Annotated in this window: 23 protein-coding genes and 1 pseudogene; 10 read left to right on the plus strand and 14 right to left on the minus strand. The window is 41.8% G+C overall.

The annotated features are described in order from the left end of the window. Window positions 1-249: 249 nt before the first annotated feature. Window positions 250-1365 (plus strand): DNA-processing protein DprA, encoded by a 1116-nt coding sequence (gene dprA / locus V7K21_RS09370; RefSeq protein ID WP_335173591.1) that lies wholly within the window; start codon window positions 250-252, stop codon window positions 1363-1365. Between the two features lie 64 nt (window positions 1366-1429). On the opposite strand, the gene V7K21_RS09375 is transcribed toward dprA, so the two are convergent. The 4 genes from V7K21_RS09375 to V7K21_RS09390 all read right to left on the minus strand — a co-directional run bounded on the left by V7K21_RS09375 (window position 1430) and on the right by V7K21_RS09390 (window position 5498). Continuing rightward, on the minus strand, window positions 1430-1714 hold the full coding sequence (locus tag V7K21_RS09375) for a hypothetical protein (protein WP_335173593.1): 285 nt from the start codon (window positions 1712-1714) through the stop codon (window positions 1430-1432). Window positions 1715-1765: 51 nt separating this feature from the next. Then, a complete protein-coding gene (locus tag V7K21_RS09380) occupies window positions 1766-3331 on the minus strand; it encodes a serine hydrolase (RefSeq protein WP_335173596.1) in 1566 nt (521 codons plus the stop codon). Between the two features lie 173 nt (window positions 3332-3504). Beyond that, the gene (locus tag V7K21_RS09385; RefSeq protein WP_335173598.1) at window positions 3505-4245 is read right to left on the minus strand and encodes an RNA methyltransferase; all 741 of its coding nucleotides are present in this window, start codon (window positions 4243-4245) and stop codon (window positions 3505-3507) included. Window positions 4246-4565: 320 nt separating this feature from the next. Then, window positions 4566-5498 carry an alpha/beta fold hydrolase gene (locus V7K21_RS09390; protein ID WP_335173600.1) on the minus strand — a complete coding sequence of 311 codons (933 nt, stop codon included), beginning with the start codon at window positions 5496-5498 and terminating at the stop codon, window positions 4566-4568. An 87-nt stretch (window positions 5499-5585) separates the two neighbouring features. On the opposite strand from V7K21_RS09390, the gene V7K21_RS09395 reads away from it, so the two are divergent. The 3 genes from V7K21_RS09395 to V7K21_RS09405 all read left to right on the plus strand — a co-directional run bounded on the left by V7K21_RS09395 (window position 5586) and on the right by V7K21_RS09405 (window position 8195). Continuing rightward, a complete protein-coding gene (locus V7K21_RS09395; protein WP_335173602.1) occupies window positions 5586-5795 on the plus strand; it encodes a hypothetical protein in 210 nt (69 codons plus the stop codon). 6 nt (window positions 5796-5801) lie between these two features. Continuing rightward, complete coding sequence (locus V7K21_RS09400; protein ID WP_335173604.1) at window positions 5802-6728, plus strand: shikimate dehydrogenase; 927 nt, start codon at window positions 5802-5804, stop codon at window positions 6726-6728. Window positions 6729-6992: 264 nt separating this feature from the next. Next, window positions 6993-8195: an alpha/beta hydrolase gene (locus tag V7K21_RS09405; RefSeq protein ID WP_335173606.1), complete on the plus strand. Its 1203-nt coding sequence runs from the start codon at window positions 6993-6995 to the stop codon at window positions 8193-8195. 5 nt (window positions 8196-8200) lie between these two features. Here V7K21_RS09405 and V7K21_RS09410 read toward each other — a convergent pair whose 3' ends face one another. After that, a complete protein-coding gene (locus tag V7K21_RS09410) occupies window positions 8201-8551 on the minus strand; it encodes a hypothetical protein (protein ID WP_335173608.1) in 351 nt (116 codons plus the stop codon). Between the two features lie 114 nt (window positions 8552-8665). Beyond that, complete coding sequence (locus V7K21_RS09415) at window positions 8666-9274, minus strand: hypothetical protein (RefSeq protein WP_335173610.1); 609 nt, start codon at window positions 9272-9274, stop codon at window positions 8666-8668. Window positions 9275-9410: 136 nt separating this feature from the next. Here V7K21_RS09415 and V7K21_RS09420 point away from each other — a divergent pair, with 136 nt between their 5' ends. Beyond that, window positions 9411-9842 carry a biotin carboxylase gene (locus tag V7K21_RS09420; protein ID WP_335173612.1) on the plus strand — a complete coding sequence of 144 codons (432 nt, stop codon included), beginning with the start codon at window positions 9411-9413 and terminating at the stop codon, window positions 9840-9842. Between the two features lie 82 nt (window positions 9843-9924). Here V7K21_RS09420 and V7K21_RS09425 read toward each other — a convergent pair whose 3' ends face one another. The 3 genes from V7K21_RS09425 to upp form a co-directional block, all read right to left on the minus strand. Then, entirely contained in the window at window positions 9925-10188 is a 264-nt protein-coding gene (locus V7K21_RS09425; protein WP_273766003.1) for a YggT family protein, read from the minus strand. Window positions 10189-10314: 126 nt separating this feature from the next. Further along, window positions 10315-10668: a hypothetical protein gene (locus V7K21_RS09430; protein WP_335135787.1), complete on the minus strand. Its 354-nt coding sequence runs from the start codon at window positions 10666-10668 to the stop codon at window positions 10315-10317. A gap of 75 nt (window positions 10669-10743) precedes the next feature. Beyond that, entirely contained in the window at window positions 10744-11394 is a 651-nt protein-coding gene (gene upp, locus V7K21_RS09435) for a uracil phosphoribosyltransferase (protein ID WP_335173615.1), read from the minus strand. A 277-nt stretch (window positions 11395-11671) separates the two neighbouring features. Between upp and crtH the strand changes: the two genes are divergently transcribed. After that, on the plus strand, window positions 11672-13165 hold the full coding sequence (gene crtH / locus V7K21_RS09440) for a carotenoid isomerase (protein WP_335173617.1): 1494 nt from the start codon (window positions 11672-11674) through the stop codon (window positions 13163-13165). Here the strand turns inward: crtH and V7K21_RS09445 are convergent. Further along, window positions 13162-13632: a hypothetical protein gene (locus tag V7K21_RS09445; RefSeq protein WP_335173619.1), complete on the minus strand. Its 471-nt coding sequence runs from the start codon at window positions 13630-13632 to the stop codon at window positions 13162-13164. The two genes, crtH and V7K21_RS09445, sit on opposite strands and share 4 nt — an antisense overlap. Window positions 13633-14020: 388 nt before the next feature. On the opposite strand from V7K21_RS09445, the gene V7K21_RS09450 reads away from it, so the two are divergent. After that, entirely contained in the window at window positions 14021-15358 is a 1338-nt protein-coding gene (locus V7K21_RS09450; protein ID WP_335173621.1) for a serine hydrolase, read from the plus strand. A gap of 93 nt (window positions 15359-15451) precedes the next feature. Here V7K21_RS09450 and purT read toward each other — a convergent pair whose 3' ends face one another. From purT to V7K21_RS09470, 4 genes and pseudogenes are all read right to left on the minus strand, one after another. After that, on the minus strand, window positions 15452-16615 hold the full coding sequence (gene purT, locus V7K21_RS09455; RefSeq protein ID WP_335173623.1) for a formate-dependent phosphoribosylglycinamide formyltransferase: 1164 nt from the start codon (window positions 16613-16615) through the stop codon (window positions 15452-15454). Window positions 16616-16680: 65 nt separating this feature from the next. Beyond that, window positions 16681-17163 (minus strand): annotated as a pseudogene (locus V7K21_RS09460) (pentapeptide repeat-containing protein). A gap of 146 nt (window positions 17164-17309) precedes the next feature. Continuing rightward, window positions 17310-19076: an ABC transporter permease subunit gene (locus V7K21_RS09465; RefSeq protein WP_335173625.1), complete on the minus strand. Its 1767-nt coding sequence runs from the start codon at window positions 19074-19076 to the stop codon at window positions 17310-17312. Window positions 19077-19120: 44 nt separating this feature from the next. Beyond that, window positions 19121-20071: an ABC transporter ATP-binding protein gene (locus tag V7K21_RS09470; RefSeq protein WP_335173696.1), complete on the minus strand. Its 951-nt coding sequence runs from the start codon at window positions 20069-20071 to the stop codon at window positions 19121-19123. A gap of 591 nt (window positions 20072-20662) precedes the next feature. On the opposite strand from V7K21_RS09470, the gene V7K21_RS09475 reads away from it, so the two are divergent. The 3 genes from V7K21_RS09475 to V7K21_RS09485 all read left to right on the plus strand — a co-directional run bounded on the left by V7K21_RS09475 (window position 20663) and on the right by V7K21_RS09485 (window position 23738). Then, entirely contained in the window at window positions 20663-21937 is a 1275-nt protein-coding gene (locus V7K21_RS09475; protein WP_335173627.1) for an APC family permease, read from the plus strand. A 254-nt stretch (window positions 21938-22191) separates the two neighbouring features. Then, a complete protein-coding gene (leuB, locus tag V7K21_RS09480; protein WP_335173629.1) occupies window positions 22192-23280 on the plus strand; it encodes a 3-isopropylmalate dehydrogenase in 1089 nt (362 codons plus the stop codon). A gap of 197 nt (window positions 23281-23477) precedes the next feature. After that, complete coding sequence (locus tag V7K21_RS09485; protein ID WP_094329947.1) at window positions 23478-23738, plus strand: hypothetical protein; 261 nt, start codon at window positions 23478-23480, stop codon at window positions 23736-23738. Window positions 23739-23889: the final 151 nt, after the last annotated feature.

Raw genomic sequence — 23889 nt, forward strand, 5'->3', positions numbered from 1 at the left:
AGCTAAGAACATCGGGAGCCGTGTACACGGAAACGGGTACGCACGGATCTAACTGAGAGGTGCGCGGGATAACACCCGCCATCGACTCAAACAAAGGCTAAACTTCCACCCTCAAAGGCTGAACTTTCACTCTCAAAGGCTACAACTTCCATGTTTTAAGAAACTTCCCCATCTCCCCCACTCCCTTTTTATATCAATAGCCAAACCTAATTTGGGAATACTCAATCCAGTAGGCGTGAGGATGGAACTGTGGTAGAAGAAGGTGCATATTGGCTAGCTTGGACGCAAATTTCTGGAATTGGCCCGGTATTACTGCGGCGGCTGCAACAGCATTTTGGCACGTTGGCAACAGCTTGGAACGCTACCAAGGTACAGTTAGGGGAAGTAGAGGGTTTTGGTTTTCAAACACTAGAAAAAGTAGTACAACAGCGATCGCGTTTACACCCAGAACAACTATTTACCAAGCACCAGCAGGAAAATTCTCATTTCTGGACACCAGCAGATGCAGATTATCCCCGCTTACTGCTGGAAACTCCGAGTCCACCGCCGATTTTATACTATCGCGGTGAAGTCGAACTCCAAGAAAATCTCGGACAAAAACCGATGATTGGAATTGTCGGAACACGCCAACCCTCAGAATACGGCATTCGTTGGACTCGCCAAATTAGTACAGCTTTGGCAAAAAATGGCTTTACAGTTGTTTCTGGTATGGCAGAGGGAATTGACACAGAAAGCCACATCGCCGCTATGAAAGCAGGTGGACGCACGATCGCAGTTTTGGGAACTGGTGTAGATGTCATCTATCCACATAAAAATCGGGATTTGTACAAGCAGATTTTGACGGCTGGGTTAGTCATGAGTGAGTACCCCACAAAAACCCCCCCCGATCGCACGCACTTTCCCCGCCGCAACCGAATTATTGCAGGTTTAAGCCGCGCCATCCTGGTAATGGAAGCCCCGTTAAAATCTGGTGCTTTAATAACAGCTACCTACGCAAATGAATTTGGCAGAGATGTCTATGCACTGCCTGGGAGACTGGACGATCATCCATCCCAAGGGTGTTTAAAGTTACTGAGTCAGGGAGCAACTTTCATTCTTAAGGAACTAGATGAACTTTTAACAATGCTAGGAGCAATACCACAAATTGATGGAGTCGAGGCTTCTACAGCATCAGAACAGTTAATGCCAACTTTGTCGCCAGAATTGCAAACGGTAATGGATACACTTGCTAGTGATGCTTTACCCTTCGATTTTATTATCCAACAAACCGGCATGGCTGCTGGCTCTGTTTCCGGTGCTTTGTTAGAGTTGGAACTTATGGGTTTAGTTTCGCAACTGCCCGGAATGCGGTATCAAAAAAGTTAAGAGTTAAAAGAGAACAGCATAGTTGAGCTTTTTAACTTTGTTTTTAGCGATTTAATCCTGAGATTTATGGGAATATAAAAATACAATCTTTATATAAAAACAAACTACTTGAAATCATGAATTCTCCAACCATACTGCTAAAGTTGGCTGGCATCAGCATTACCTCAAGACGTTCTATTTCCTTACTGTAAAGCTGTTGATTGATAAAGCCTAAAAACTCTACAAAATTATTCATTGCCAAAAGAATATATTCAATTGTACAGTCGTATGGCAGAGTCGCGTTAGGATTAAAACCGTTACTCTCAATCGGGTGAGGTTGGCAGGCAATCAGCTCTAGTTCGCCGCTCATTTATGAGGGGGGGTGGATGTAATGAACAATGCAAAATTCCAAAATTCCAAATTATCTTTGGGGATAATACTGCGGATTCATAACTGGAGATTGATAACCATTTGCCGGCATACCTCCCATGCTGTTGGGTACAGGACTCACAACAGGTGGCTGATAAACGCTCATGGGTACAATGCCTGTCGTACCGTTGGGTAAAGCTGGATTCACAACAGAGGGCTGATAACCATTTGCGGGTATAGTGCTTGTGGTACTGTTAGGTGTAACAGCATTTTGGCTAAACTCTTGGTAGGCAGCACTAGAAATTGAGCTAATCAGTTTTTCGGCGCGAGGGTCGTTATTAGGGCGTTGTACCATGACCGCAGCTATGTAGCGCTTGCCAGTTGGCAAAGCAACTAAACCTGTATCTGCTAACATTGTGCCAATATCGCCTGTTTTGTGGTATATTCTCGCGCCTGTTCCCAAACCAGATGGGAGCAGAGTGTCTTTCTGAGTGCGACGCAAGATATCGAGCATAATATCGCGTGATGGCATACTCACTAAATTTCCCTGACTCAAAATCGCCATCAAATTCCCCAATTCCCTCGGACTAGTGGTGTTTGTCCCTTCCAAATCTGGGAGTTGATTACGAATTATTGTGTTTGTCAATCCCCAGTTCCGGAAACGCTGGTTTAAAGCTTCCATTCCTCCCAGTCGGGCAATCAGCATATTTGTCGCTGTGTTGTCGCTGATTGTAATCATTTTAGTAGCGACTTCCAGAGCGGCGTACTGGCTTCCGGCTGGTTTGTATTGCAGATTTCCAGAACCGCCAGCTATCATATCCTGTTGCATGGTCAGCATTTCATCCAGGCGAATTTTTCCAGCGTCCACATCCTGGAAAAAGGCAATCAAAATCGGCACTTTAATTGTGCTAGCTGCTGGAAAACTGGCAGAGGCATTCACATCTACATAATTACCAGTATCCAAATCTACCAAGAAAACTCCGGGTGTAAGATTTGGGTTGGTCGCCGCCAAATTTTGCACGGCATTTTTCAGAGGGATAATTTCTTGGGATAGGTATAGGCTCGAACCTGGGGCTGGGGGAGTTTGGGTAGGTTGTGGCTGCGATCGCGCCACATTACTATTAGATTGCGTCGCCGAATTTGTGCCGATGCGATTAGCCGGGTCTAATACTGACAACACTGTGCCAACAATTGCACCCATCCCCACACCTACAATTAACAACCGCACAACATACAACATGGTTTTGGCCATTGGCTTTAATCGCGTCTTCCGTGATGATCGCCGGCCTCTTTTTGGCTTTTCCATTTGCACTGTTTTGACCATCACAGCACCTGGTCGAAAGGGAGGAATTTTCCCCTTAACACTAGGTATTGGTTTTACTGCTGCTGGCATGACTAACCCCGATTTTACCCTGCGTGTAGCAGTAGGGATTTGGGGAGGACTGCTCTGATCTTTTGGGCGTGTTTGTACCGCTTCTTTGCCAGTGGCATCTTGCTGCTTCTGGCTCTTAACTTTCACTTTTTTCTGTACCACTTTTTGAACCTTTTGTGGACGCTGGCGGCCATTTAAAGGTTGACGCCGCGAGAAAGCTGTTAATTCGTCACTTGACTCTGACACCGTTACTCCTTGTGACCCACTAGGCTTTTTTATTGCAGACTCCTGACCCAAAACTTAATCTTTAAGCAATATTAATACTCAAATTCAACTTTGCCACTAAGTAGCATTTTTGTGTTTATATAAGCCATCTTAATTATTTTGGGGGGATGATTGCGTACATATTAAACGAATAATTACAAGTTTTCACCATCCTTCTGGTTTTTAAGCGCCCATTCTACCTGCTGCAAAATCCCTCGCAGCATGGCTACTTCCCCTGTTTTCAGGTGAGCACGATTATATAGTTGGCGAAATTTTTCCATGCGACTAGCTGCCGTATGTGGATACACATAACCAATTTTCAGTAATAATGATTCTAATTGCTGGTAATATGCTTCCACTATATCTAAGGGTGCAAGTTCTGTTTGGGGTAAGGTTTGAGTATCCGGTTGTTCTACGCATTGTGACAATTCATAACAGCAGATTGCTACGGCGGTAGCTAAATTCAGGGCTACATAATTTGGACTTGTGGGAATGCCAACAAACCTTTGTGCATAATTTAATTCTTCATTGCTTAATCCCCGGTCTTCCCTACCAAAAATCAGGGCTGCGGGTTTTTCTGGTTCCTCCAGTAACCAGGGTAGTGCAGTGCGGGGTTTTTCTAAGGGTGTTTCCCAACTCCGAACGCGACCAGTAGTAGCGATCGCCCGTACACATCCATGCAATGCTTCTGGTAATGTCGCCACTAATACCGCAGATTCTAAAATTTCCTTAGCATGAACAGCCATCTTTAAGGCTTCCACTGATAGCGGATCGCATTGGGGATTTACTAATACTAAATGATGTATTCCGAAATTTTTCATAACTCTGGCGATCGCCCCGACATTTATCGGCCCTGCTGGCTCTACCAACACAATTCTTAATCCAGCCAAGCCCATATTTTGCCTCCTGCGATCGCACCAGATAGTACTTACAGGCTAATTCTCAGCATTGGATGTTCTGCTGAAGAGTTTCCTTTAAATCATTTTAGCTGTGTATCTGATACATGAAATCGACTCAGGTTATGAAGTTTATCATCTATAAGGGGTTAAAGTGTGAACTCAATCCTCATGGATTACCCTGTAGAAGCCAGTCATCCGCTGATTGCTCGGTTTGGACTGAACGAATCGCACTTCATTTGCGGCGTTGCTATCTTTGTGCAACTCGCATCCTATACTTAATATTTGTGGATGCGAGTTAAAAGAGATTTTTTAGCAATTTAGATAGACAAAGCCCAATCGCCTAAAAGTTGGTTTACTCTATCAGGTATTTCATCATGGGGGCAATGACCGGCTGTTAGGAAATGTTCTGTAAGTTCAGGATAATATTGACGAAACTTTTGGGAACGTTCTCTAGCATTCATCCAAGGGTCAGCTTCTCCCCACAACATCAACAGAGGACAAGTTAATTGCTTTAGTAGCACATCAACTTTTTTCCCTTGAGGAGTGCTAAAGACTGACACAAATACTTCCATTGCACCCGAATCGTAAGCAGGGCGAGAAATTTCTTCTACCAATTGGTCTGTAATCGCACTCTTGTCAAGATAAACTTTTTCTAAGGTTTGTCGAATTACCCAACGTTGTCGCACGTATTGAAATAACAGAGATTGGGCTAAAGGTTGTTTAAAAATCCACTTAGTACTGTCACCGAGAAGTTTCTGCAAAGTAGCAGGTTGTTTAGGTGGCTGAATTTCTGATTGTAAAGTTTCAGGCTCAGATGTAGGTTGGCTTTCGCTAAAAGGGCCGGCACTATTGAGTAACACTAAACCAGCCGCACTGTCGGGACGTTCTGCTGCAACACACAAGCTAGCATAGCCACCAAGGGAATTACCCGCTAATACTGCTTTTTGACCAATTACTTCTTTGATAAAATCATGGAGTTGATCGCGCCACAAGTCGCCGCTATACTGCAATTTTGGTTTTGCTGATCGCCCGAATCCTAAAAGGTCGATCGCAAATACTTCAAAATTTTGACACAATCCTGTGATATTCTTGCGCCAGTGGTCTGTGGAAGCACCAAATCCATGTACCAAAAGCAAAGGCGGACGTTGCGATTGTTTTTCTCCCGCACGCACATAGTAAACGTTGTGCCCGCGCCACTGCCAATATTTACCAGGAATTGGAGTTGTAGAGGGGGCTGTAGTTGCCTGCATAATCATAAGAAATGTTAAGTAGCTTTTAATAATTGTAGGCTAGTGCAAGAAGGTAGGGGGCAGAGAAAGCAGAGGAGTCAGAAGAAGATGAAGGAGATAAAGAAGCAAAAAAGTCTGAAGTTTCAGCCTTTGAACTTCAACGATGAGCCTTTGAACCTCAATGTTGAGCCTTTGAACCTCAACGTTGAGCCTTTGAACTTCAACGATGAGCCTTTTAACCTCAACGATGAGCCTTTTAACCTCAACGATGAGCCTTTGAGGCTGATGCTTGACAAATCACAAATCACAAATGACTAATGACAAATGTCAAAAGTATTAATTACAGGTAAAACTAAACTGCTCGGTGTAATTGGACATCCGGTGGAACATTCGCTCTCACCAGTGATGCATAATGCAGCGTTAGCACAGATCGTCGTTCGCGTAGCGTCTCGCAGAGAAGACATCACTGATTTAGGATTAGATTACGTTTATCTTCCCTTTCCCATAGCACCAGAGAATCTAGAGATAGCGATCGCAGGTTTCGCCGCTATTGGGGTTGTTGGCTTTAATGTTACAATCCCTCACAAGCAGGCAATCATGCCCCTCCTCTCAGAAATTACCCCTCTGGCTCAAACTATCGGCGCAGTAAATACTGTTAGTCGCCAAAATAACAAATGGGTGGGGACAAACACAGATATAGAAGGATTTATCGCTCCTTTGCAGACAACGTATAAGCAGGATTGGAATCAGAAGGTAGCGGTAATTTTAGGCAATGGTGGCGCAGCCAGAGCAGTTGTAGCAGGTTGTCACCAGCTAGGTTTTGCCAAAATTCATGTTGTTGGGCGGAATATGCAGAGATTAGATGGATTTGCCAAGAGTTGGAGCAATTCACCCATAAGTGAGAATTTACAAGTTGATCAATGGGAGGAACTTTCAAAGTTAATTCCCCAAGCTAATCTGCTGGTAAACACAACCCCCATAGGTATGTATCCCAAAGTTGATGAGTCGCCTTTGAGTGTAGAGGAAATAGCGAATTTACCAACGGGTGCGATCGCTTACGATTTAATATATATCCCTAAACCGACACAATTTCTAGAGCAAGCTCAAAAACAAGGCGCAATTGCGATCGATGGATTAGAAATGCTAGTTCAACAAGGGGTAGCAGCCTTAAAAATTTGGTTGCAGCAGGAAACTGTACCTGTAGAAGTGATGCGCCAAGCATTGCAAAAGCATCTGGGCTTAGGGAGATAAGTTATTCCAAAACTCATGCACCAATTCTCTAGTATTTCTGGCTTTCAAGGCAAAGCATTCCCGTACACAGGGTTTATTTTCTTGTACTCATTCCTACAGGGCATTGAAAAGTTGAATGCGATCGCCTAATCTCAGCTTTAGTGCATCCTTAAAGTAAGAATACTTATTAAAGTAATATGACTTAACATGATTTAACTATTGCCAACCGGAGCATTGGCAGATAGATTGTACTTCTTTAAAGTCGTTATTACGGCACTTTAATTTATGTTTGGTAAACCAAAAATACTTTTATCATGGCTTGCATTATTACTTAGTTTTGCAAGTCTATTTCTTAGTTCTTGGATTCTTCTTCCGGCTCCAAATATGTTTTTACTGACGCTAGCAGTGGGAGCGCCAGAAATCAGTCCTTGGTTATTGTTATTAAATTTGCTCTCTTTATTACTTTCTTTGTTCTACATCCGTCACCATAAACTACAGCGTTTAGCTTGTATTTTCAGCTTAATAGGATTGCTAATTTCTGCATGGGTGCTAGTGAATATCCCACTGACTCAAATGCAGATAGATAAAGCAATGAAACAAGGATTGGGAGCAAATTATCTAGAGCAAATTTCAGTCCAAGTAATGGCTAAGATGCAAACCCATCCCTTTAATTTAGTTAATTCCTTCAGGGGTATTGCATTAGGTAAAACGCGTCATAAAACAAATATTCTCTTTGCTTCTCCTGCGGGAGTGCCTTTAAAAATGGAAGTTTACCAACCCCCAGAGGTAGGGAAATATCCAGCAGTAGTAGTAATTTATGGTGGAGCTTGGCAATATGGTAACCCTCATGCAAATTCTGAGTTTAATCAATATATTGCTCATCATGGATATACAGTATTTGCGATTGACTATCGACACGCACCTAAATATCAGTTTCCAACTCAGTTAGATGACGTGCGTACAGCCCTAAATTTTATTTGCAAACATGCAGCGGAATATGAAGCCGATCCAGAACGTATAGTACTTTTAGGACGTTCTGCGGGAGCGCACCTAGCAATGCTAGCGGCTTATCAACCAGATGCACCACCCATTCGTGGTGTGGTGAACTATTACGGGCCTGTTAACTTGACTGAAGGATACAAAACACCGCCAGTTCCCGATCCTATCAACACCCGTGCTGTTTTAAAAGCATTTCTCGGTGGTTCTTTAGAAGAATTGCCTAATCAGTATAAAATTGCTTCACCAATAAATTATCTAACACACCCTTTACCCCCAACTTTATTAATTTACGGCAGTCGTGACCATTTGGTAGAAGCGCGCTTTGGTAGACAGATGTATCAACGTTTACATAGCTCTGGGAATACTGCGGTTTTTTTAGAAATTCCTTGGGCAGAACACGCTTTTGATGCCGTTTTCAACGGTGTGAGCAATCAATTAGCGTTGTATTATACCGAAAGGTTTTTGGCTTGGGCGTTGTTCAAGCAATAATTTCATCAACATACAGCAGTGTCAGAGCATAAAAACTTATTCACGAGTATCAAAGACTCATCAACGGAGTTCAAAGGTGGATGAACGAGTATTAAAGACTCATCAACGGAGTTCAAAGGTGGATAAATGAGTATTAAAGGCTCATCAACGGAGTTCAAAGGTGGATGAACGAGTATCAAAGATGGATGAACGAGTATTAAAGACTCATCAACGGAGTTCAAAGGTGGATGAACGAGTATCAAAGATGGATGAATGGAGTTTTGAGTCTGATTAATGAGTATCAAAGACTCATTCACGAGTATTAAGGGACTTCCAAATAGAAAAATGTCCCAAAAGTGACGCAAAAACCCTCTCATTTCTCCTCTCTCTGTGTTCTCTGTGTCTCTGTGGTTCGTCTATTTGGATAATTTATTTCTTGGAAGTCCCTAAAACTCAGCACCGACTAAACGCCCCGCTATCCATGTACAGCACTACTTCTGAGGCCAGCGCCAATTGTAGCGATTCCATTCGTACATTCCTTGAATTTCATACTCAGCGCCGTTGAAGAAGCGAATGACGCAGTTAGTAGAGGAATCATCGCCGTTGCTAATCTCCTCGACTTTGATCACCATACAGGGAAACCATTCGGGCTTACAAGGGCCATCCTCCTGCACCCATTCCCATAGTGCATTGGAAACTTCAATGCGATCGCCTACTCTTAACTTTAGTGCATCCTCAAAATAAGAATACTTATCAAAATGGTATGACTCAACACGATTCAGCCACTGCAAACCATAGCGTTGCCGGATAAATTGTACTGTTCCAGAGTCATTTTGCAGTAACCAGTCGTTGAGTAATTGCACTTTCCAAGTGCGGTTAAGTTGTTCTTCATCCTTAACAAACTGTAAAAATATTTCTAACTCCTCTGGATTTAGTTCGTCTAAGGGATTAGCAATACTTGACGCCCCAGAGGTATTTCCCTGAATTTGCTCGACCACTTGCAGTAATATCTGTTTCTGCGTGTCAGTGAGAGGACAGCTTGCTGCATCACAATCATTAAAGGCTGCGAACATAGCTGCTTCAATCTCATCTGGAGTCATAAGTTAATAGCAATTAAGGGTTTATTTCCCTAATTATTACAAAGGTTAAATTAAAGTCTTCAATCTTGTTGTACTTAAAATCAGGTAAGCTGAGGCTATAAGTTACATATTGTTGGATTAAGTCACGGGGTCTTGTATGCGGTTGCGGTCACTCACGGTCATTTTTATTTCCTGTCTCATCACGTTTCTATCGTGGGTGATCACTCCCCCTGCTGTAGCGTTGACACAGATTAAATTATTTGATGTTTCTTATAAAGATTGTCCACCAGAACTAGCACAAGGGGCTGTGAGCAGTAGTGGTAGCGCGGCTGCCAATTGCTTTATTGTCATTGGCAAAGCAGAAAATGGTACTAATAAAACAGTTTACGACGCAGATATTTTTGGACGCATCTATGATGCCAACAATGACTCGGTGATGCAAAACCGTACTCGCTTAGGTTCTATTACCGAAGTTCCACCAGGTATTAGCGATTTTGAATTGAGAATTTCTGTGCCTGCGAATCAGCCTACTCCATTGAAGCTGAAGCAGTTTAAAGCAGCCGGATTTAGCGGTCAAGTCCGGCGTTAAAAGATAAGTTAATTCAGTCTAGGCTGACCAGCCCAGACTGAAAATCTTTTAATTGAACGTTGAGCAAACTGCAAATTCTGCTTTACGCGTAGGCTTGCAGACCACCTATCAAACCACTTACAAGTTGAAGCAGTATAATCGCTAACATTGGAGAAAAATCCATACCACCCAATGGGGGAATAATGCGGCGGAACAAATCCAGATAAGGGTCAGTTATCTGGCTCAAAGCAGAAAATGGCTGGTTATACCAGTTAATTGTCGGGAACCAGGTCAATAAAACCCGAATAATTAGCAAAACAGTATAAATCTGAATGAAAGTAGCCAGAGTAGTAATCAGAAGGTACATGGATTTGTTGGTTTCCTACTAAGTGTCAAACGCAGTCTTATCTTTTAATTTTAATTTAGTCCATGTCATGGTGTTTGCCGATTCCACATTTACCACAGAAGACATTTTCACCACGCCTGAACGAATTCAGGAGTCCTTAGTGAGGGAACGGTCATTGGTTGCTTCCGGGGAACCACCATTCACATTACCTAGTTGCTTTCGCACTTCATCAATTGTGGCATTTAGCTGGGCAATTTTATCTTCTAGCGATCGCCGGGCCGTTTCTATGCCGATATTCTCATTTTCGGAAGCTTTCATCTGACGCCGCCTAGCTGCTATTTTCCTAGCTTCGGCTTGGCTATCTGTCAGTTCTGTGTCCTCCTGTGCTATCAATTGGGGATCGCGTCGAGAAGCAATCAGTGCGCCGATGACACCGCCAAATACGCCACCGACAAACGCCCCTGCTACAAAACCACTGCCAAAACCATCTCGCTGACTCATATCTTTACCGCCTTCAACAAAGCTTGCAACTTTTACAGTAGTTATGCTATTTTCCTGCCCTAGCTGCATACTAGCTTAAGTCCCAAAGATGCGATCGCCTGCATCTCCTAATCCTGGTACAATATACCCCTTACTGTTAACTGTTTCGTCAATAGTCGCCGTGTAAACTATTAAACCTGGATAAGCTGCACTTAGTTTTTGCAAAGCTGGTGGAGCCGCCACTACACAAACAATCCGTATCAGGGCTGGATCAGCACCTCGTTGTGTCAATTCTGCCATTGCAGCCATTATCGACCCTCCTGTTGCCAACATTGGATCTGTAATTAACACTAGTGTTTCGGGGTGAAATTTTTCTGGTAACTTGTTCAGATAACAATGAGGTTGCAGTGTCTCTTCATCTCGTGCCAAGCCAAGATGGTAAATCGATGCCAAAGGTAGTAAAGTCTGCGCTCCCTCAAGTAATCCTAGTCCAGCCCGCAGAATCGGCACTACTGCTATAGGCACTTGTGGATCAATCACAGTTGCTGGACAAGTATCCAAGGGACTCTGCACAGCTGTTTCTTGGGTCGGCAACCAGTCTCGCACAGCTTCATAAGTCAGCCATCTACCTAATTCAGTCATCGCACTGCGAAATAATACTGAAGGCGTGCCTGTATCACGGGCAACTGCCAACCAGTGTTTGATCAGGGGATGGGGTGGAACATAAACACGCAATTGTAGCGTCATAGTCAGAATTTGGCGCTTTTTTATTGTATGAGAACTGAAACACCATAATACTCTTTCCTGTATCCGGCCGACACCTAAAATTAACACTCTCAATTTTATTGATAAAATTTTTCATTACTAGTTGACATCTATTCTCAATCAAGGCTATATTGTTCTACAGTGTTCTCCTCTCTTTTAAGGATCGGCAGACGGGATTAGTCAGCAGCAGCAGACTCGTCCCTCTTTTTTGTCATTGGGTATTGGAAAATAAACAAAGGATTAATGACAAAAGACAAAAATGCAAGATATTGATGCGATCGTAATTGGGTCTGGTATTGGCGGATTAGTAACAGCGACCCAGTTAGCGGCGAAGGGAGCGAAAGTGCTGGTACTGGAACGTTATTTGATTCCAGGTGGGAGCGCCGGTTATTTTGAACGCCAAGGCTATCGATTCGATGTTGGTGCATCGATGATTTTTGGATTGGGACAGAACGGTACTACTAACTTACTCACCCGTGCATTATCAGCTGTAAATGTCAGCCAAGAAGCGATCGCAGATCCGGTGCAGATTCACTATCATCTACCCCAAGGTTTAAACCTGAAGGTTGACCGAGTTTATGAAAAATTTTTGCAAAATCTTATTGCTCATTTTCGCCATGAAGAAGAGGGGATTCGTCGCTTTTATGACGAATGCCAAAAAGTATTCAAGTGCCTCAACAGCATGGATTTGCTGTCGCTGGAAGAATCTCGGTATCTCGTGCGGGTATTTTTCCAACATCCTTTGGCGTGTCTCGGTTTAGTTAAGTATCTGCCTCAAAATGCTGGGGATTTTGCCAGACGCTACATCAAAGATCCCCGATTATTGAAATTTATCGATATGGAATGTTATTGCTGGTCAGTGGTTCCATCGGACATGACACCAATGATTAATGCTGGGATGGTCTTTTCTGACAGGCATTATGGCGGAGTGAACTATCCTAAAGGCGGAGTGGGACAAATTGCCCAAAAACTGGTGGAAGGTCTAGAGAAGGCTGGAGGTAAGATTCAGTACCAAGCTAGAGTCACGAAAATTCTCACAGAACAGGGAAAAGCGGTAGGTGTGCAACTGGCTAATGGTAAACTATATCGGGGTAAACGCATAGTTTCTAATGCTACACGCTGGGATACGTTTGAACAATTACTACCAGCAGAAGAAATGCCACTTAATGAGAAAAAGTGGCAACAAAATTATCAAAAATCTCCAAGCTTCTTGAGTTTGCACATCGGGGTAAAAGAGTCAGTTTTGCCTATGGGGACAGAGTGTCACCATATTTTGCTAGAAGATTGGCAAAAGATGACAGCAGCAGAAGGGACAATTTTTGTTTCGATTCCCACATTGCTTGACCCAGATTTAGCACCAAGTGGATATCATATCATTCATGCCTTCACGCCTCACTGGATTGATAATTGGCAAGAACTTTCTGTGAGCGAGTACGAAGCGAAGAAAGAAGAGGCGGCTTGGCGAATTATTGACCGCCTAGAGAAGATTTTTCCAGGCTTAGATGCTGGATTGGATTATTTGGAGGTAGGCACACCCCGTACCCATCGCCGCTTTTTGGGTCGTCAGGATGGCACATATGGGCCAATTCCCCGACGCAAGTTGTGGGGCTTATTGAAGATGCCCTTTAATCGCACAGCTATTCCAGGACTTTATTGTGTAGGGGATAGTACCTTTCCGGGTCAAGGATTGAATGCAGTCGCTTTTTCTGGGTTTGCTTGCGCCCACCGCATTGCCGTAGATTTAGGATTTTAAGGTGCATTTTTGGAAGTTGAAAAGTTCAATTGCTGTTGAATGCTTTGAGCATCATTATACAGATTTGTCACTCTCAAATCATTACTTGGACAGCTAATATCTGGAGAATTTTCCCATTGATACCTGACTTGAGTTGACGTACCGAACGAAGCAGATTTTGCACATGCTTTATATGGTAATTTTGACAATGGTTTAGCTGCTGAAATATCAGTGAAAAATTTCGTAGCTGTGTTCACTTTTATTTCACCTGCACCTTTTCTCTCACAAACAGTGTAAGTTGCTTTTCCGGATGGCAATACGTGAATTGTATATTTGCAGGTATTTGTAGAGCCACTATTAATAATAACTGCTGGCTGTTTGGGATTTGGAGTTTGTGCAAGTATTGTCAGAGGATAAATACATAAGGGTGTAGCTAACAATACCAAAGCTAGATTAATTTTATATATGTTAAGAACTTTCACTTTCACCTCACATTAATTTTTTTAGTTACCTAATTAAATCAGAACTGATTTGAGATATCTTATGCAACAAAAAATCCTGCTATAGCACTTGCTTGGTTAATACTTGATTAATATTAAATTTCTGAGCAGCGCAATTATTAAACAGAAATTATGGTGTCTTTTAAAATTATATTTAATTGTATACTTTTTAGATATGTCATTATGATGTCAATGTTGTGTCAGCGCATCCATGCATTTTCTATCCTCATGAGGGGTACAGGAAAATATAAATAAAGGTGGCAGTAGAGACCAGTAAACCAGTATTTCCATATTTACAAAACTTTTCATAATTGTGCTTTAATGGTGAGCGGTTTTTGTTTTCCTATAATCTTCCTCACACACAAAGCGATTACCGATGCTCCTCACACACAAAGAAAACATTTTAAAATTTAGCTGGCTTCTACCCAGCTTCTTAAGCTTGTTCCTGTTTGGCTCTACTGTCAAAGCTACTGCGATCGCTAATTGGCATTTTGATAGCAATCGCAATCATCTGGATTTCACCACAGATGAGAATGTTCAACCCAAAGTACAATTACTTACCAACCCTACCCGTCTGGTAATTGATTTACCTGGAGTTACACTAGGATATCCACAGACTAGTCAAAGAGTGGGGTTAGTAATTAAAGACATTAGCATTGGGCAGTTAAACGCAGAGACTACCCGCATGGTAGTTACTTTAGCAGCTGGTTACACCTTCGACCTAGCACAGGTGAAGCTGCAAGAGGAATCCGCAAATCATTGGTCTGTGCAGTTACCCAAACCAGTACCACTGACTACAACCCAGCCGAAATCTCTGGAAATAACTCCTAATATTTTTCCAACAGTGAGTGATAACAGTACTCTGTTTGCTGGCGTGGTTCCCATGCATTTACCAATGAAAGTGTTAGAACCTCAAATTAAAGCCTTGATGAGTCGCTATAGTTTTCTCAAAACAGGAATGTTTTTCCTGGATTTGGATACTGGGGATTATTTGGATATTGGAGGCGATCGCGTTTTCCCAGCTGCTAGTACGATTAAATTGCCAATTCTCATCGCCTTTTTCCAAGATTTAGATGCTGGTAAAGTCAGCTTAAATGAAATGCTCACCATGCGGCGTGACTTAGTAACTAATGGTTCTGGAAGTATGCAGTATGAGCGAATTGGCAAGAAATACACAGCTTTGGAAACCATCAATAAGATGATAACCATCAGTGACAATACCGCCACCAACATGATTATTGATCGCTTAGGTGGAGCGGCGCGAATAAATCAGCGCTTCCATAACTGGGGACTGAAAGATACAGTAATTCGGCATCTTTTGGCTGACTTGAGAGGAACCAACACCACAAGTTCTCAAGATATGGCGCGGGTGCTGGCTTTAGTTGTGAATAACAAGCTAGTTTCTTTACAGAGTCGGGAGCAAGCCTTAGATATTCTGCGTCACACCACAATTCACACACTGCTTCCCGCAGGTTTAGGGAAAGGTGCAGTTATCGCTAATAAAACTGGAGATATCGGGTTTCTCATCGGCGATGCAGGATTTGTGACTATGCCAAATGGTAAGCGTTACTTGGCTGCAATCTTCGTCACACGTCCCTATAAGGACGCTAGGGGGAGAGACTTTATCCGTCAAGTTTCCCAGCTTGTTTATGATTACCTGAATCAGATGAACCCGGTTGCTGCGGTTGATTCGCCTAACAGTAGTACAAGATAAAATAGGCGATTGTCCATAGCAATCCTATTTTATTTGTGAAAATTTGCGGTATCCAGATCCCCGACTTCTTTAAGAAGTCGGGGATCTAACTTTTCACATAATTGTAATTTTACTTGCGGCTCCAGTAGCTTTTTCCCTAGCCTCTTTGACATTTACACCCTTCGCTAAAGCAACTCCCATTCGCCGATATGGATGAGCATTAGGTTTACCAAATAATCTAATATCTACATCTTTTTCTGACAAAGCATCGGCTATACCATCAAAAGCAATAGAATCAGATTTTTCGGAAGCTAAAATAACGGCACTAGCTGATGGTCCTAGCTGTTCTATATGAGGAATTGGCAAGTCTAAAATAGCTCTTAAATGTAGTTCAAATTCATTAAGATTTTGTGATATTAATGTCACCATACCCGTATCATGCGGTCTGGGAGAAAGTTCGGAAAAAATCACTTCATCTTTGGTAATGAAAAACTCAACGCCAAAAATTCCGGCTCCTCCTAAAGCATCAGTGACTTTTATGGCTATTTTTTGGGCTTTTAATATCTTGTCTTCAGAAATTAGTGCGGGTTGCCACGATTCTTGATAATCGCCTCGTTCTTGGCGATGACCAATAGGAGAACAGAAAATAGTGGGTGCATTCCACTGTTTAATTGTTAGTAAAGTTATCTCGATTTCAAAGTTAATAAATTCTTCTACGATCACCTTTTGACTGTCACCTCTAGAATTAGCGATCGCATAATTCCAAGCTTTCTCAACTTCACTTTTTTCTTGCACCACAGACTGACCCTTACCAGAGGATGACATCACAGGTTTAACAACATTACTAAACCCAATTTTATCAGAAACTGCAATCAATTCTTCTAAAGTTGTTGCATAACCATATTTAGCCGTTCTGATGCCTAATTCTTGATGTGCTAGTTCCCGAATTCTATCGCGATTCATTGTATAGTTAGTAGCGGCCGCAGTCGGTATAACTGTAATCCCTCGCTGTTCAAATTGCAGTAGTTTTTCTGTTCTGATTGCTTCAATTTCTGGGATAATAATATTTGGCTGATGTTTTCTAACTACAGCTTCTAAATCATCAGCACTGAGCATAGAAATAACTTCATAAGCATCAGCAACTTGCATCGCTGGAGCATTAGCGTAGCGGTCAACGGCAATCACATAATTACCAAGACGTTGAGCAGCGATCGCAAATTCTTTGCCTAGTTCTCCTGAACCCAGCAACATCAATTTTTGGGGCAACTTAATACTCATTAACTTATCCAGGTCAATCTCAATTTAATCATCTTATAATTTTGTGTGTTTTAATTACCATCTTCTCAAGAATTAAATCTAGCTCCGCGCAGTTGTAAATCTTGACGTTGTAGCTGAGTTAAACCAGTACCTACGCCAAGTTGACACTTATTTACTAGAGTATCTAACCAAATAGTTTCGTTAAGAGTAGCACCTTGTAAATCTGCATTTCTCAAATCGGCTTTCGTAAAATTTGCAAATAATAGGTCTGCATTTACTAAACTGCTACCTTGCAGATTTACTTCTGATAAATTTCCTCTGATGAAGTTTACCCCATCTAAAATTAAACCAGATAAATCGGCTCATATAATATTAGGAAACTTTAGCTGACTTGGAGATTTAAAAAACCGTATCATACAGATAATATTTGCTTCATTGAGGCGTATTTTGGTTAAAAATTCATAACGAGCTATACCCAGATTATTAAGAATTTTTAGACGCTGTGGGGGACTTTGTTCTAAAAACTGAATAGCTGTGTTGCGGAGGTCTTGAGTAGAGATATTTAACATGATTCTCAGATTGTCGTGCTGATTAAAAATTTAACAGCAGATGTAGGCAAATAATAGATAATGTAGCAGTCTTAAATCATTCATGAAAAACAAGATCCCCGACAACTTTTACGAAGTCGGGGATCTAACATGTCTCAACTACTTACCTAACGTCCTGCCAATAATGCTTTCGTAGCAGATTCGCCTGCTAATTTCACCTGCCTTGTCAACTGGAAGTTTAACAACGCTAGAACACTCAAATCAGCTAACAGTGCCATGAAAACTGTTGTCACCCCAGCAGATTCTACAGCTACCCAAGGAAAAGTTGTAAACATCCATACAGTAGAATGTTTCCACGAGGAGATACCGATAAATTCTAGAATCATCGGTGGTAGGAACACGGCTGCACCTAAAGTCCCAATTGCCCAGAAAGAACGTTTAGGAGTTTTCAACAAAAGTATCAATTGGGCGATGGTAGCGTAAATCATCATTAAGCTGATAGACAAAGCTATAGTTAAAAGCACTTTAAACCTGTCAATCTCGTTAACCATCCAAGTTCGGCCATCGTTTGCATCAACAACAGATGTAAGTGAAAGCCAAACTAAGTAGGGGATAGTAACAATTATTAAATTAATTGCGATCGCCACGAGTGCAGGGCTTTTTTCGGACCAAATTAGATCCTGCCAAACACTCTTACGGCTAGAAACTCCCTGATGTCGATATCTTGCCCAATCTTGTACATCTTGACGGTGAGGGGAAAGAACCGCAATTAAACTTAAAATCAACACCAAGTTATACAGTGCCAGCAAAACAAAATTTTCCCCAACCTGTTCATCCCATGTGTAATTATTTTTACCATTTTGTAGGGTAAATCCCCATATCATCAATTGGTAAAAAGCTCCTATAAAATAACTTTGCTTCTTGCTGATTATTGAGGTTTTAGGATTACGTAAGCAACGTTTAAGAGCTTGCAAAATACCGTAACTGCACAATCCCAAATTTAATAAATGGAAGCCAATAACACTAACAAAACTTGTTCCTAATGGTAAATAGAAAAACTGCCACTTTTTCAGGGGAGAACCATTTGATAAATGGAACAAGTTAGGAAATAAATAATTTGTTGTATCCCAACCACTAAAAAGTCTAAACCAAACAGTTGAATCATTTAAAGTATTGCTAGAAGACGATGCTAGCACCATCGTTGTGAACAAAAAAAGGAAAACGGCACCACTACCTAACCAAGGCTGAAAACCGCTAAACCAACGACTAACTAAGCCAAATAGTAGTGCAGCACTGTAGAAGAAAATGCAACTTGCAGCGAGAATAGCATAGGAACTCAAAATGTAACTAAAGGCAATTTTGGCAGAACAGCCAGCCCACAAATGTAAAGGAACTGCTACTAAGATGATGAGATAAATTAAACTCGGAACTCCTAGTAACTTGCCAGTCAATATACTTGTTTCTGATTGGGGACTGAGACGGATGAAATTCAGCGTACCGCGAGTTTCTTCTTTGGCTAAATCGTTGATTAGCAAATAAGTTCCTGCAACTAATAGTGTAAATACAAAAATTACACTAAATGTTAGAAATATATATTCACAGTGGTCTCGCCACCACAACTGCCAATTAATTTCGTTTGTAGGGCAATAATTATTTGAAAGGAAATCATTTAAATCAGCAATTTTAGATTGATTTGATTGTTGATAAACCCCATTTGGTTCCTGTTCGTATAGTTTACGCAAACGACAGTATGTGCCAGTTAGTGAGTATTTATCATCAGGAAACTCGCGGAACTGATATAAAAAAACTACCAGTTGCAGCAGTAAGGATGTTGCAACTGCGATCGCTACATTAAAAAATTTCAGCCGTCCTTTGAGTTCTCGCAATAATTGCGGATTCCAATCGCCAATCTTGTCTATTAAATTGGGCATCATAAGAAAAAATTCTCCAAAAATGGGGAGTAATATTTATTGACGGATCAAGATGCTTGTTTGTGACCTAATTTCAGGAAAATACTTTCTAAGTCTTCTTGTGTGCAGTGAAAATCAGTTAGGGAAATACCTGCTTTGATCAGCGATCGCAACAACTCAGCACTATCTTCTTCTTTCCCAGAAAAATTCACCCGCACACTGTTTTTTCCTGGAATCACCTCCCACTCTTCCACTAAATGATGATGTTTCAATCCCCTTAAAAGTGCCTCTAGATTTCCCAAAGTTGATATCACAATTTGCTGATGGGCAAGACGTTGATAAAGTTGTTGTAACGAGGTACTTTCTACCAAGAAGCCAAGTTCCATAATTCCTACAGAAGTACATAGTTCTGCTAAATCACTGAGAACGTGAGAGGAAATGATTACAGTCATCCCAGCTTCTTGCAAAGCCTTAATGATTTCGCGAAAGTGCATCCTAGCAATGGGGTCAAGTCCTGAAACAGGCTCATCCAGTAGTAGTAAAATCGGTTCGTGGATGATGGTTCGCGCTAAACTTAAGCGCTGTTTCATCCCCCGCGACAAAGTAGCTATTTGGCTATTGCGTTTATTACCAAGTTGGATTAGTTCTAAAACTTCATGCAGGCGTTGAGTACGGCGCGGTTCTCGTAAACGATATAGACGCGCAAAATAATCTAGGTAATCCCAGACTGTCAGATCCTCATACAGCGGGTAGTCATCGGGTAAGTAGCCTAGACGACGCTTAAGTTTGGAATTACTCTTGTCACGGAGTAAGCGATCGCCATTAATATAAATCTCACCCGTAGTTGGTTCCTCAGCAGTTGCCAACATTCGGATGAGAGTTGTTTTACCCGCACCATTCGGCCCGATCAGTCCATATACTTCCCCCGCGTGGATTTCTAAATCAATATCATTGACAGCAATGTGCCGATCAAATTGCTTAGTTAGTCCACGGGTGCAAATTGCTAATTCTTTTACCATCGCTGCTGGGGTGCGGCTTGTGATTAACACTTAACCTAACCTCTTTCTACAACTTCTGTCAGGCTGGTTTCAGAAATTGAAACTGGCTTTATGTAAAGCTGCTTTGAGTCATGGGCATTATTTACCATTATCTTCAATAAAGTTTCAAATAATACCAATAATTATTGATTTACTACTGGGAATACTAAAACTATAAATCTCTAGGTCTTCTCAGTTAATCAGGTAAAAGCTGTATGGATTTTGAATCGATTATAAATATGCCTGTTATCGGGCAAACTATTGCTTATGCTATTGAAGATGGTAGGCAATGGGGACTAAGTTTTGCCAACAATAGGCATCGCTTCGTTATGTTTCAGATCATGATAGAGTTGAGCGCACTATAGCAATCCTATTTGAGTCATGAAAATTCTCGAACCACCTTCTCTACGAGACGCATGTTGCATAACCTTCTTGCGCGACAATGGCTAAAGTAGCTAGCTATACACAGTAGTAGCGTGTATGGACAGAGAATAGTTTAATAAGATTGTTCAGCTTGATTATCTGCGTGCTGGTCAACGACTATAAGACTATCTATTCCTAAAGAGGTTACAGGTGTCAAGCAAGAAAATAGGTTTTTGGTCTGTGTGGGCATTGGGTGTAGGAGGCATTGTCGGTGGACTTTTTCCAGCGCTGGGAGTTGTAATTCAAATAGCTGATGCAGGCGCACCATTAGCATTTGCGATCGCAGGGACAATAGCTTTGATAACTACTTATGCTTATGCAAAACTTTCAGTAGCTCATCCATGTCGAGGCGGGACAGTAACCTTCTTAAACCAGGCTTTTGGTCTAGGGCTGTTTAGTGGGACACTGAATCTTCTGCTATGGTTTAGCTATGTAGTCATGCTTTCGTTTTACTTGCAGGCTTTTGGTAGTTACGGAATTAGCCTGTTCACAGCGTCTACTCAACCTATTTGGAAGCACTTACTCATTAGCTTGGCAATTTTAGGGACAACTGGACTAAATCTACTGACTGCCAATTATATTGGTAAATCTCAAATCTGGATTGTCAGCTTCAAACTGGGGATTTTGATCCTGTTCATTATTCTGGGGAGTAGTCATATCGACTTTTCTCATTTACAGCCAGCTTCAGTGTCGTCGCTACAGTCAATTTTTGCAGGAGCAATGGTGATTTTCTTGTCTTATGAAGGCTTTGAGCTAATCGCCAATACAGCAGAGGATCTTGTCAATCCCAAGTACACTTTGCCACGTGTTTATTACTCTGTAATCGGGTTCGTTATTTTGCTTTACGTTTTAATAGCACTTGTCACATTGGGAACAGAACCAATAGAACAGATTTTGGCAGCAAAAGACTATACTTTGGCTGAGGTTGCCAAACCAATTATGGGGCAATTCGGATCTGTTTTGATGACTATTGCTGCTCTTTTATCAACTCTCTCAGCTAGTAACGCAACACTCTACGGTTCAGCTCGTTTTAGCTCTGTTATTGCTAAATCTAGAGGGTTTGATGGCAGCGAAATAAATGGCATAGATCAATCTTCAATTGGCTTATTTATTACTAGTGGTATTACTTTAATAATCGCTAATTTCTTTGATATAAGTCGGATATCAACGATGGGTAGTGCCGGATTTCTCCTGATATTTGCTGCGGTTAATTTAGCTAATGCTCGGATGCATCGTTATACCAAAAGTAAGCAGTGGATTTCACTTCTAGGTGTTGGAATATGTTTGGTAGCACTAGGAATGTTAATTTGGTTTGCTTTGCAAACAGATCCACAAACCGTTTGGGTTTTAGTATTCATGCTAGGAATAGCCATAGGTATCGAAGTAATCTACTACCTATCAAACAACCGACAGCTACACCTTTGAAGAAGCTTTGCTCAACTCTAGGACGCATTTCAAAACGTGAATTTAGGAACAGATATGTTGATGAGTCTGACTCTGTTTTTCCTAGTTTTCCTTTCCTCGTTTTGCCCATTGAGGGCGAATACGTCGGAAAGCATAGGATAGCACGTTTTTCTTTGGATCAAAAGAGCCGCACCTAAATAAATTAAAAACTCCATCGGTACATTTTGCTAGGTATGATATTTAATCTGCAAGCATTTACCGAGTAAAAACCAGTTATGACCCAGAATTACCGGATTACTCTACTCCCCGGCGATGGCATTGGCCCTGAAATTATGGCAGTGGCGGTAGATGTGCTGAAAGTCGTAGGGAAGCAATTTGATCTGAAGTTTGAATTCCAAGATGCCCTCATTGGTGGTGCAGCAATTGATGCTACAGGCGAACCCCTACCATCTGCTACTCTAGAGACTTGCCGTAATAGTGATGCTGTGTTATTAGCCGCCATTGGTGGTTATAAGTGGGATTCCCTACCATCTAATTTACGCCCAGAAGCAGGTTTGTTAGGACTACGTGCAGGTTTGGAATTATTTGCCAATTTGCGCCCAGCGAAAATTTTGCCCCAGCTAATCGACGCCTCGACTTTAAAACGCGAAGTTGTGGAAGGCGTGGATATTATGGTGGTGCGCGAACTCACTGGTGGGATTTACTTCGGTAAACCTAAAGGGATTTTTGCCACAGAAACTGGTGAAAAACGCGGTGTAAATACAATGGTTTACACGGAATCGGAAATTGAACGCATTGGGCGGGTAGCCTTTGAAGCGGCAAAAAAACGCGGTGGAAAACTTTGTTCGGTGGATAAGGCGAATGTATTAGAAGTATCTCAGTTGTGGCGCGATCGCATCACCCAACTTAGTACGGAATATCCTGATATCGAACTCTCTCATCTATATGTAGATAATGCTGCTATGCAGTTGGTACGCGCTCCCAAGCAGTTCGATACCATCGTCACAGGCAATTTGTTTGGTGATATTCTCTCTGATGCTGCTGCGATGCTTACGGGTAGTATTGGGATGTTACCCTCGGCTAGTTTGGGCGCTTCTGGCCCTGGTGTATTTGAACCAGTTCATGGTTCCGCCCCAGATATTGCCGGACTTGATAAGGCAAATCCTCTAGCACAGGTTTTAAGTGTGGCGATGATGTTACGCTACGGTTTAGACCAACCAAAAGCGGCAGATCACATCGAACAAGCCGTATTGCAAGTTTTAGAGCAAGGCGATCGCACCGGGGATATAATTTCTCCTGGAAAAAATCTTTTGGGTTGCCGTGCTATGGGCAATGCACTGATTCTAGCTCTTGAAACAAAATAATTTCATTGTAATTAAGCATAGCGTTTCAGACCTCTACCTCCACAGGTAGCTAAGTTTTCAAATGGGGTCTAAATCCGCTTTCTGTTACAGAATTAGGAATTACAAGTTTTTAAAGTGCAACCTGGGCAATTTGGCAACCTTTGCTATAAGTTTCGGGTAGACTAGAGGGAAATCTAGCAATCAAAGAACAGTCGATAGTGTACGCATTACGACAAGGTCAAGTAAATTTTACCGCCCCGAAGAACCAATCGCCTTTGATTGATCCCGCTGTAATCAGAGCTGCTGGGCAGATATACTATACTCACTGCGAAGTACATCCCGAAATAGCTGGGCAACCTTCCGGTGTGGCAATTAATCGTGTGAATCATCGAGGTAAGGTTATTTTTACTAACCAACCAGTTCTCTTACCTCAAGAATGTTTTGTGCCCTTGAGTCAAATTGAATCGCATATGTATTAGTCAGGAGTCAAAAGTCAGAAGTCATTCAATTTTAGATTTTGAATTTTGAATTTTGGATTGAAAGAGAAATCTAAAATCTAAAATCCAGAATTGCCAGAATCGGGAGTCAATATTGATTAACTCTCGACAAAGGACAAAAGATAAACGACAA

This window comes from Nostoc sp., from assembly GCF_036919595.1.
In the GTDB taxonomy this organism is placed as follows: Bacteria; Cyanobacteriota; Cyanobacteriia; order Cyanobacteriales; family Nostocaceae; genus Nostoc.

What these genes read in the sequence shown, in the direction of transcription:
- V7K21_RS09400 (WP_335173604.1), top strand. Translation starts at nt 5,802, where the DNA reads ATGTCAAAAGTATTAATTACAGGTAAAACTAAACTGCTCGGTGTAATT.
- V7K21_RS09390 (WP_335173600.1), bottom strand. Translation starts at nt 5,498, where the DNA reads ATGCAGGCAACTACAGCCCCCTCTACAACTCCAATTCCTGGTAAATAT.
- V7K21_RS09395 (WP_335173602.1), top strand. Translation starts at nt 5,586, where the DNA reads ATGAAGGAGATAAAGAAGCAAAAAAGTCTGAAGTTTCAGCCTTTGAAC.
- V7K21_RS09375 (WP_335173593.1), bottom strand. Translation starts at nt 1,714, where the DNA reads ATGAGCGGCGAACTAGAGCTGATTGCCTGCCAACCTCACCCGATTGAG.
- V7K21_RS09425 (WP_273766003.1), bottom strand. Translation starts at nt 10,188, where the DNA reads ATGTACCTTCTGATTACTACTCTGGCTACTTTCATTCAGATTTATACT.
- V7K21_RS09470 (WP_335173696.1), bottom strand. Translation starts at nt 20,071, where the DNA reads ATGGTAAAAGAATTAGCAATTTGCACCCGTGGACTAACTAAGCAATTT.
- V7K21_RS09420 (WP_335173612.1), top strand. Translation starts at nt 9,411, where the DNA reads ATGCGGTTGCGGTCACTCACGGTCATTTTTATTTCCTGTCTCATCACG.
- V7K21_RS09430 (WP_335135787.1), bottom strand. Translation starts at nt 10,668, where the DNA reads ATGAGTCAGCGAGATGGTTTTGGCAGTGGTTTTGTAGCAGGGGCGTTT.
- V7K21_RS09405 (WP_335173606.1), top strand. Translation starts at nt 6,993, where the DNA reads ATGTTTGGTAAACCAAAAATACTTTTATCATGGCTTGCATTATTACTT.
- purT (WP_335173623.1), bottom strand. Translation starts at nt 16,615, where the DNA reads ATGAGTATTAAGTTGCCCCAAAAATTGATGTTGCTGGGTTCAGGAGAA.
- V7K21_RS09415 (WP_335173610.1), bottom strand. Translation starts at nt 9,274, where the DNA reads ATGACTCCAGATGAGATTGAAGCAGCTATGTTCGCAGCCTTTAATGAT.
- V7K21_RS09450 (WP_335173621.1), top strand. Translation starts at nt 14,021, where the DNA reads ATGCTCCTCACACACAAAGAAAACATTTTAAAATTTAGCTGGCTTCTA.
- crtH (WP_335173617.1), top strand. Translation starts at nt 11,672, where the DNA reads ATGCAAGATATTGATGCGATCGTAATTGGGTCTGGTATTGGCGGATTA.
- V7K21_RS09410 (WP_335173608.1), bottom strand. Translation starts at nt 8,551, where the DNA reads ATGAGAGGGTTTTTGCGTCACTTTTGGGACATTTTTCTATTTGGAAGT.
- upp (WP_335173615.1), bottom strand. Translation starts at nt 11,394, where the DNA reads ATGACGCTACAATTGCGTGTTTATGTTCCACCCCATCCCCTGATCAAA.
- leuB (WP_335173629.1), top strand. Translation starts at nt 22,192, where the DNA reads ATGACCCAGAATTACCGGATTACTCTACTCCCCGGCGATGGCATTGGC.
- V7K21_RS09465 (WP_335173625.1), bottom strand. Translation starts at nt 19,076, where the DNA reads ATGATGCCCAATTTAATAGACAAGATTGGCGATTGGAATCCGCAATTA.
- V7K21_RS09385 (WP_335173598.1), bottom strand. Translation starts at nt 4,245, where the DNA reads ATGGGCTTGGCTGGATTAAGAATTGTGTTGGTAGAGCCAGCAGGGCCG.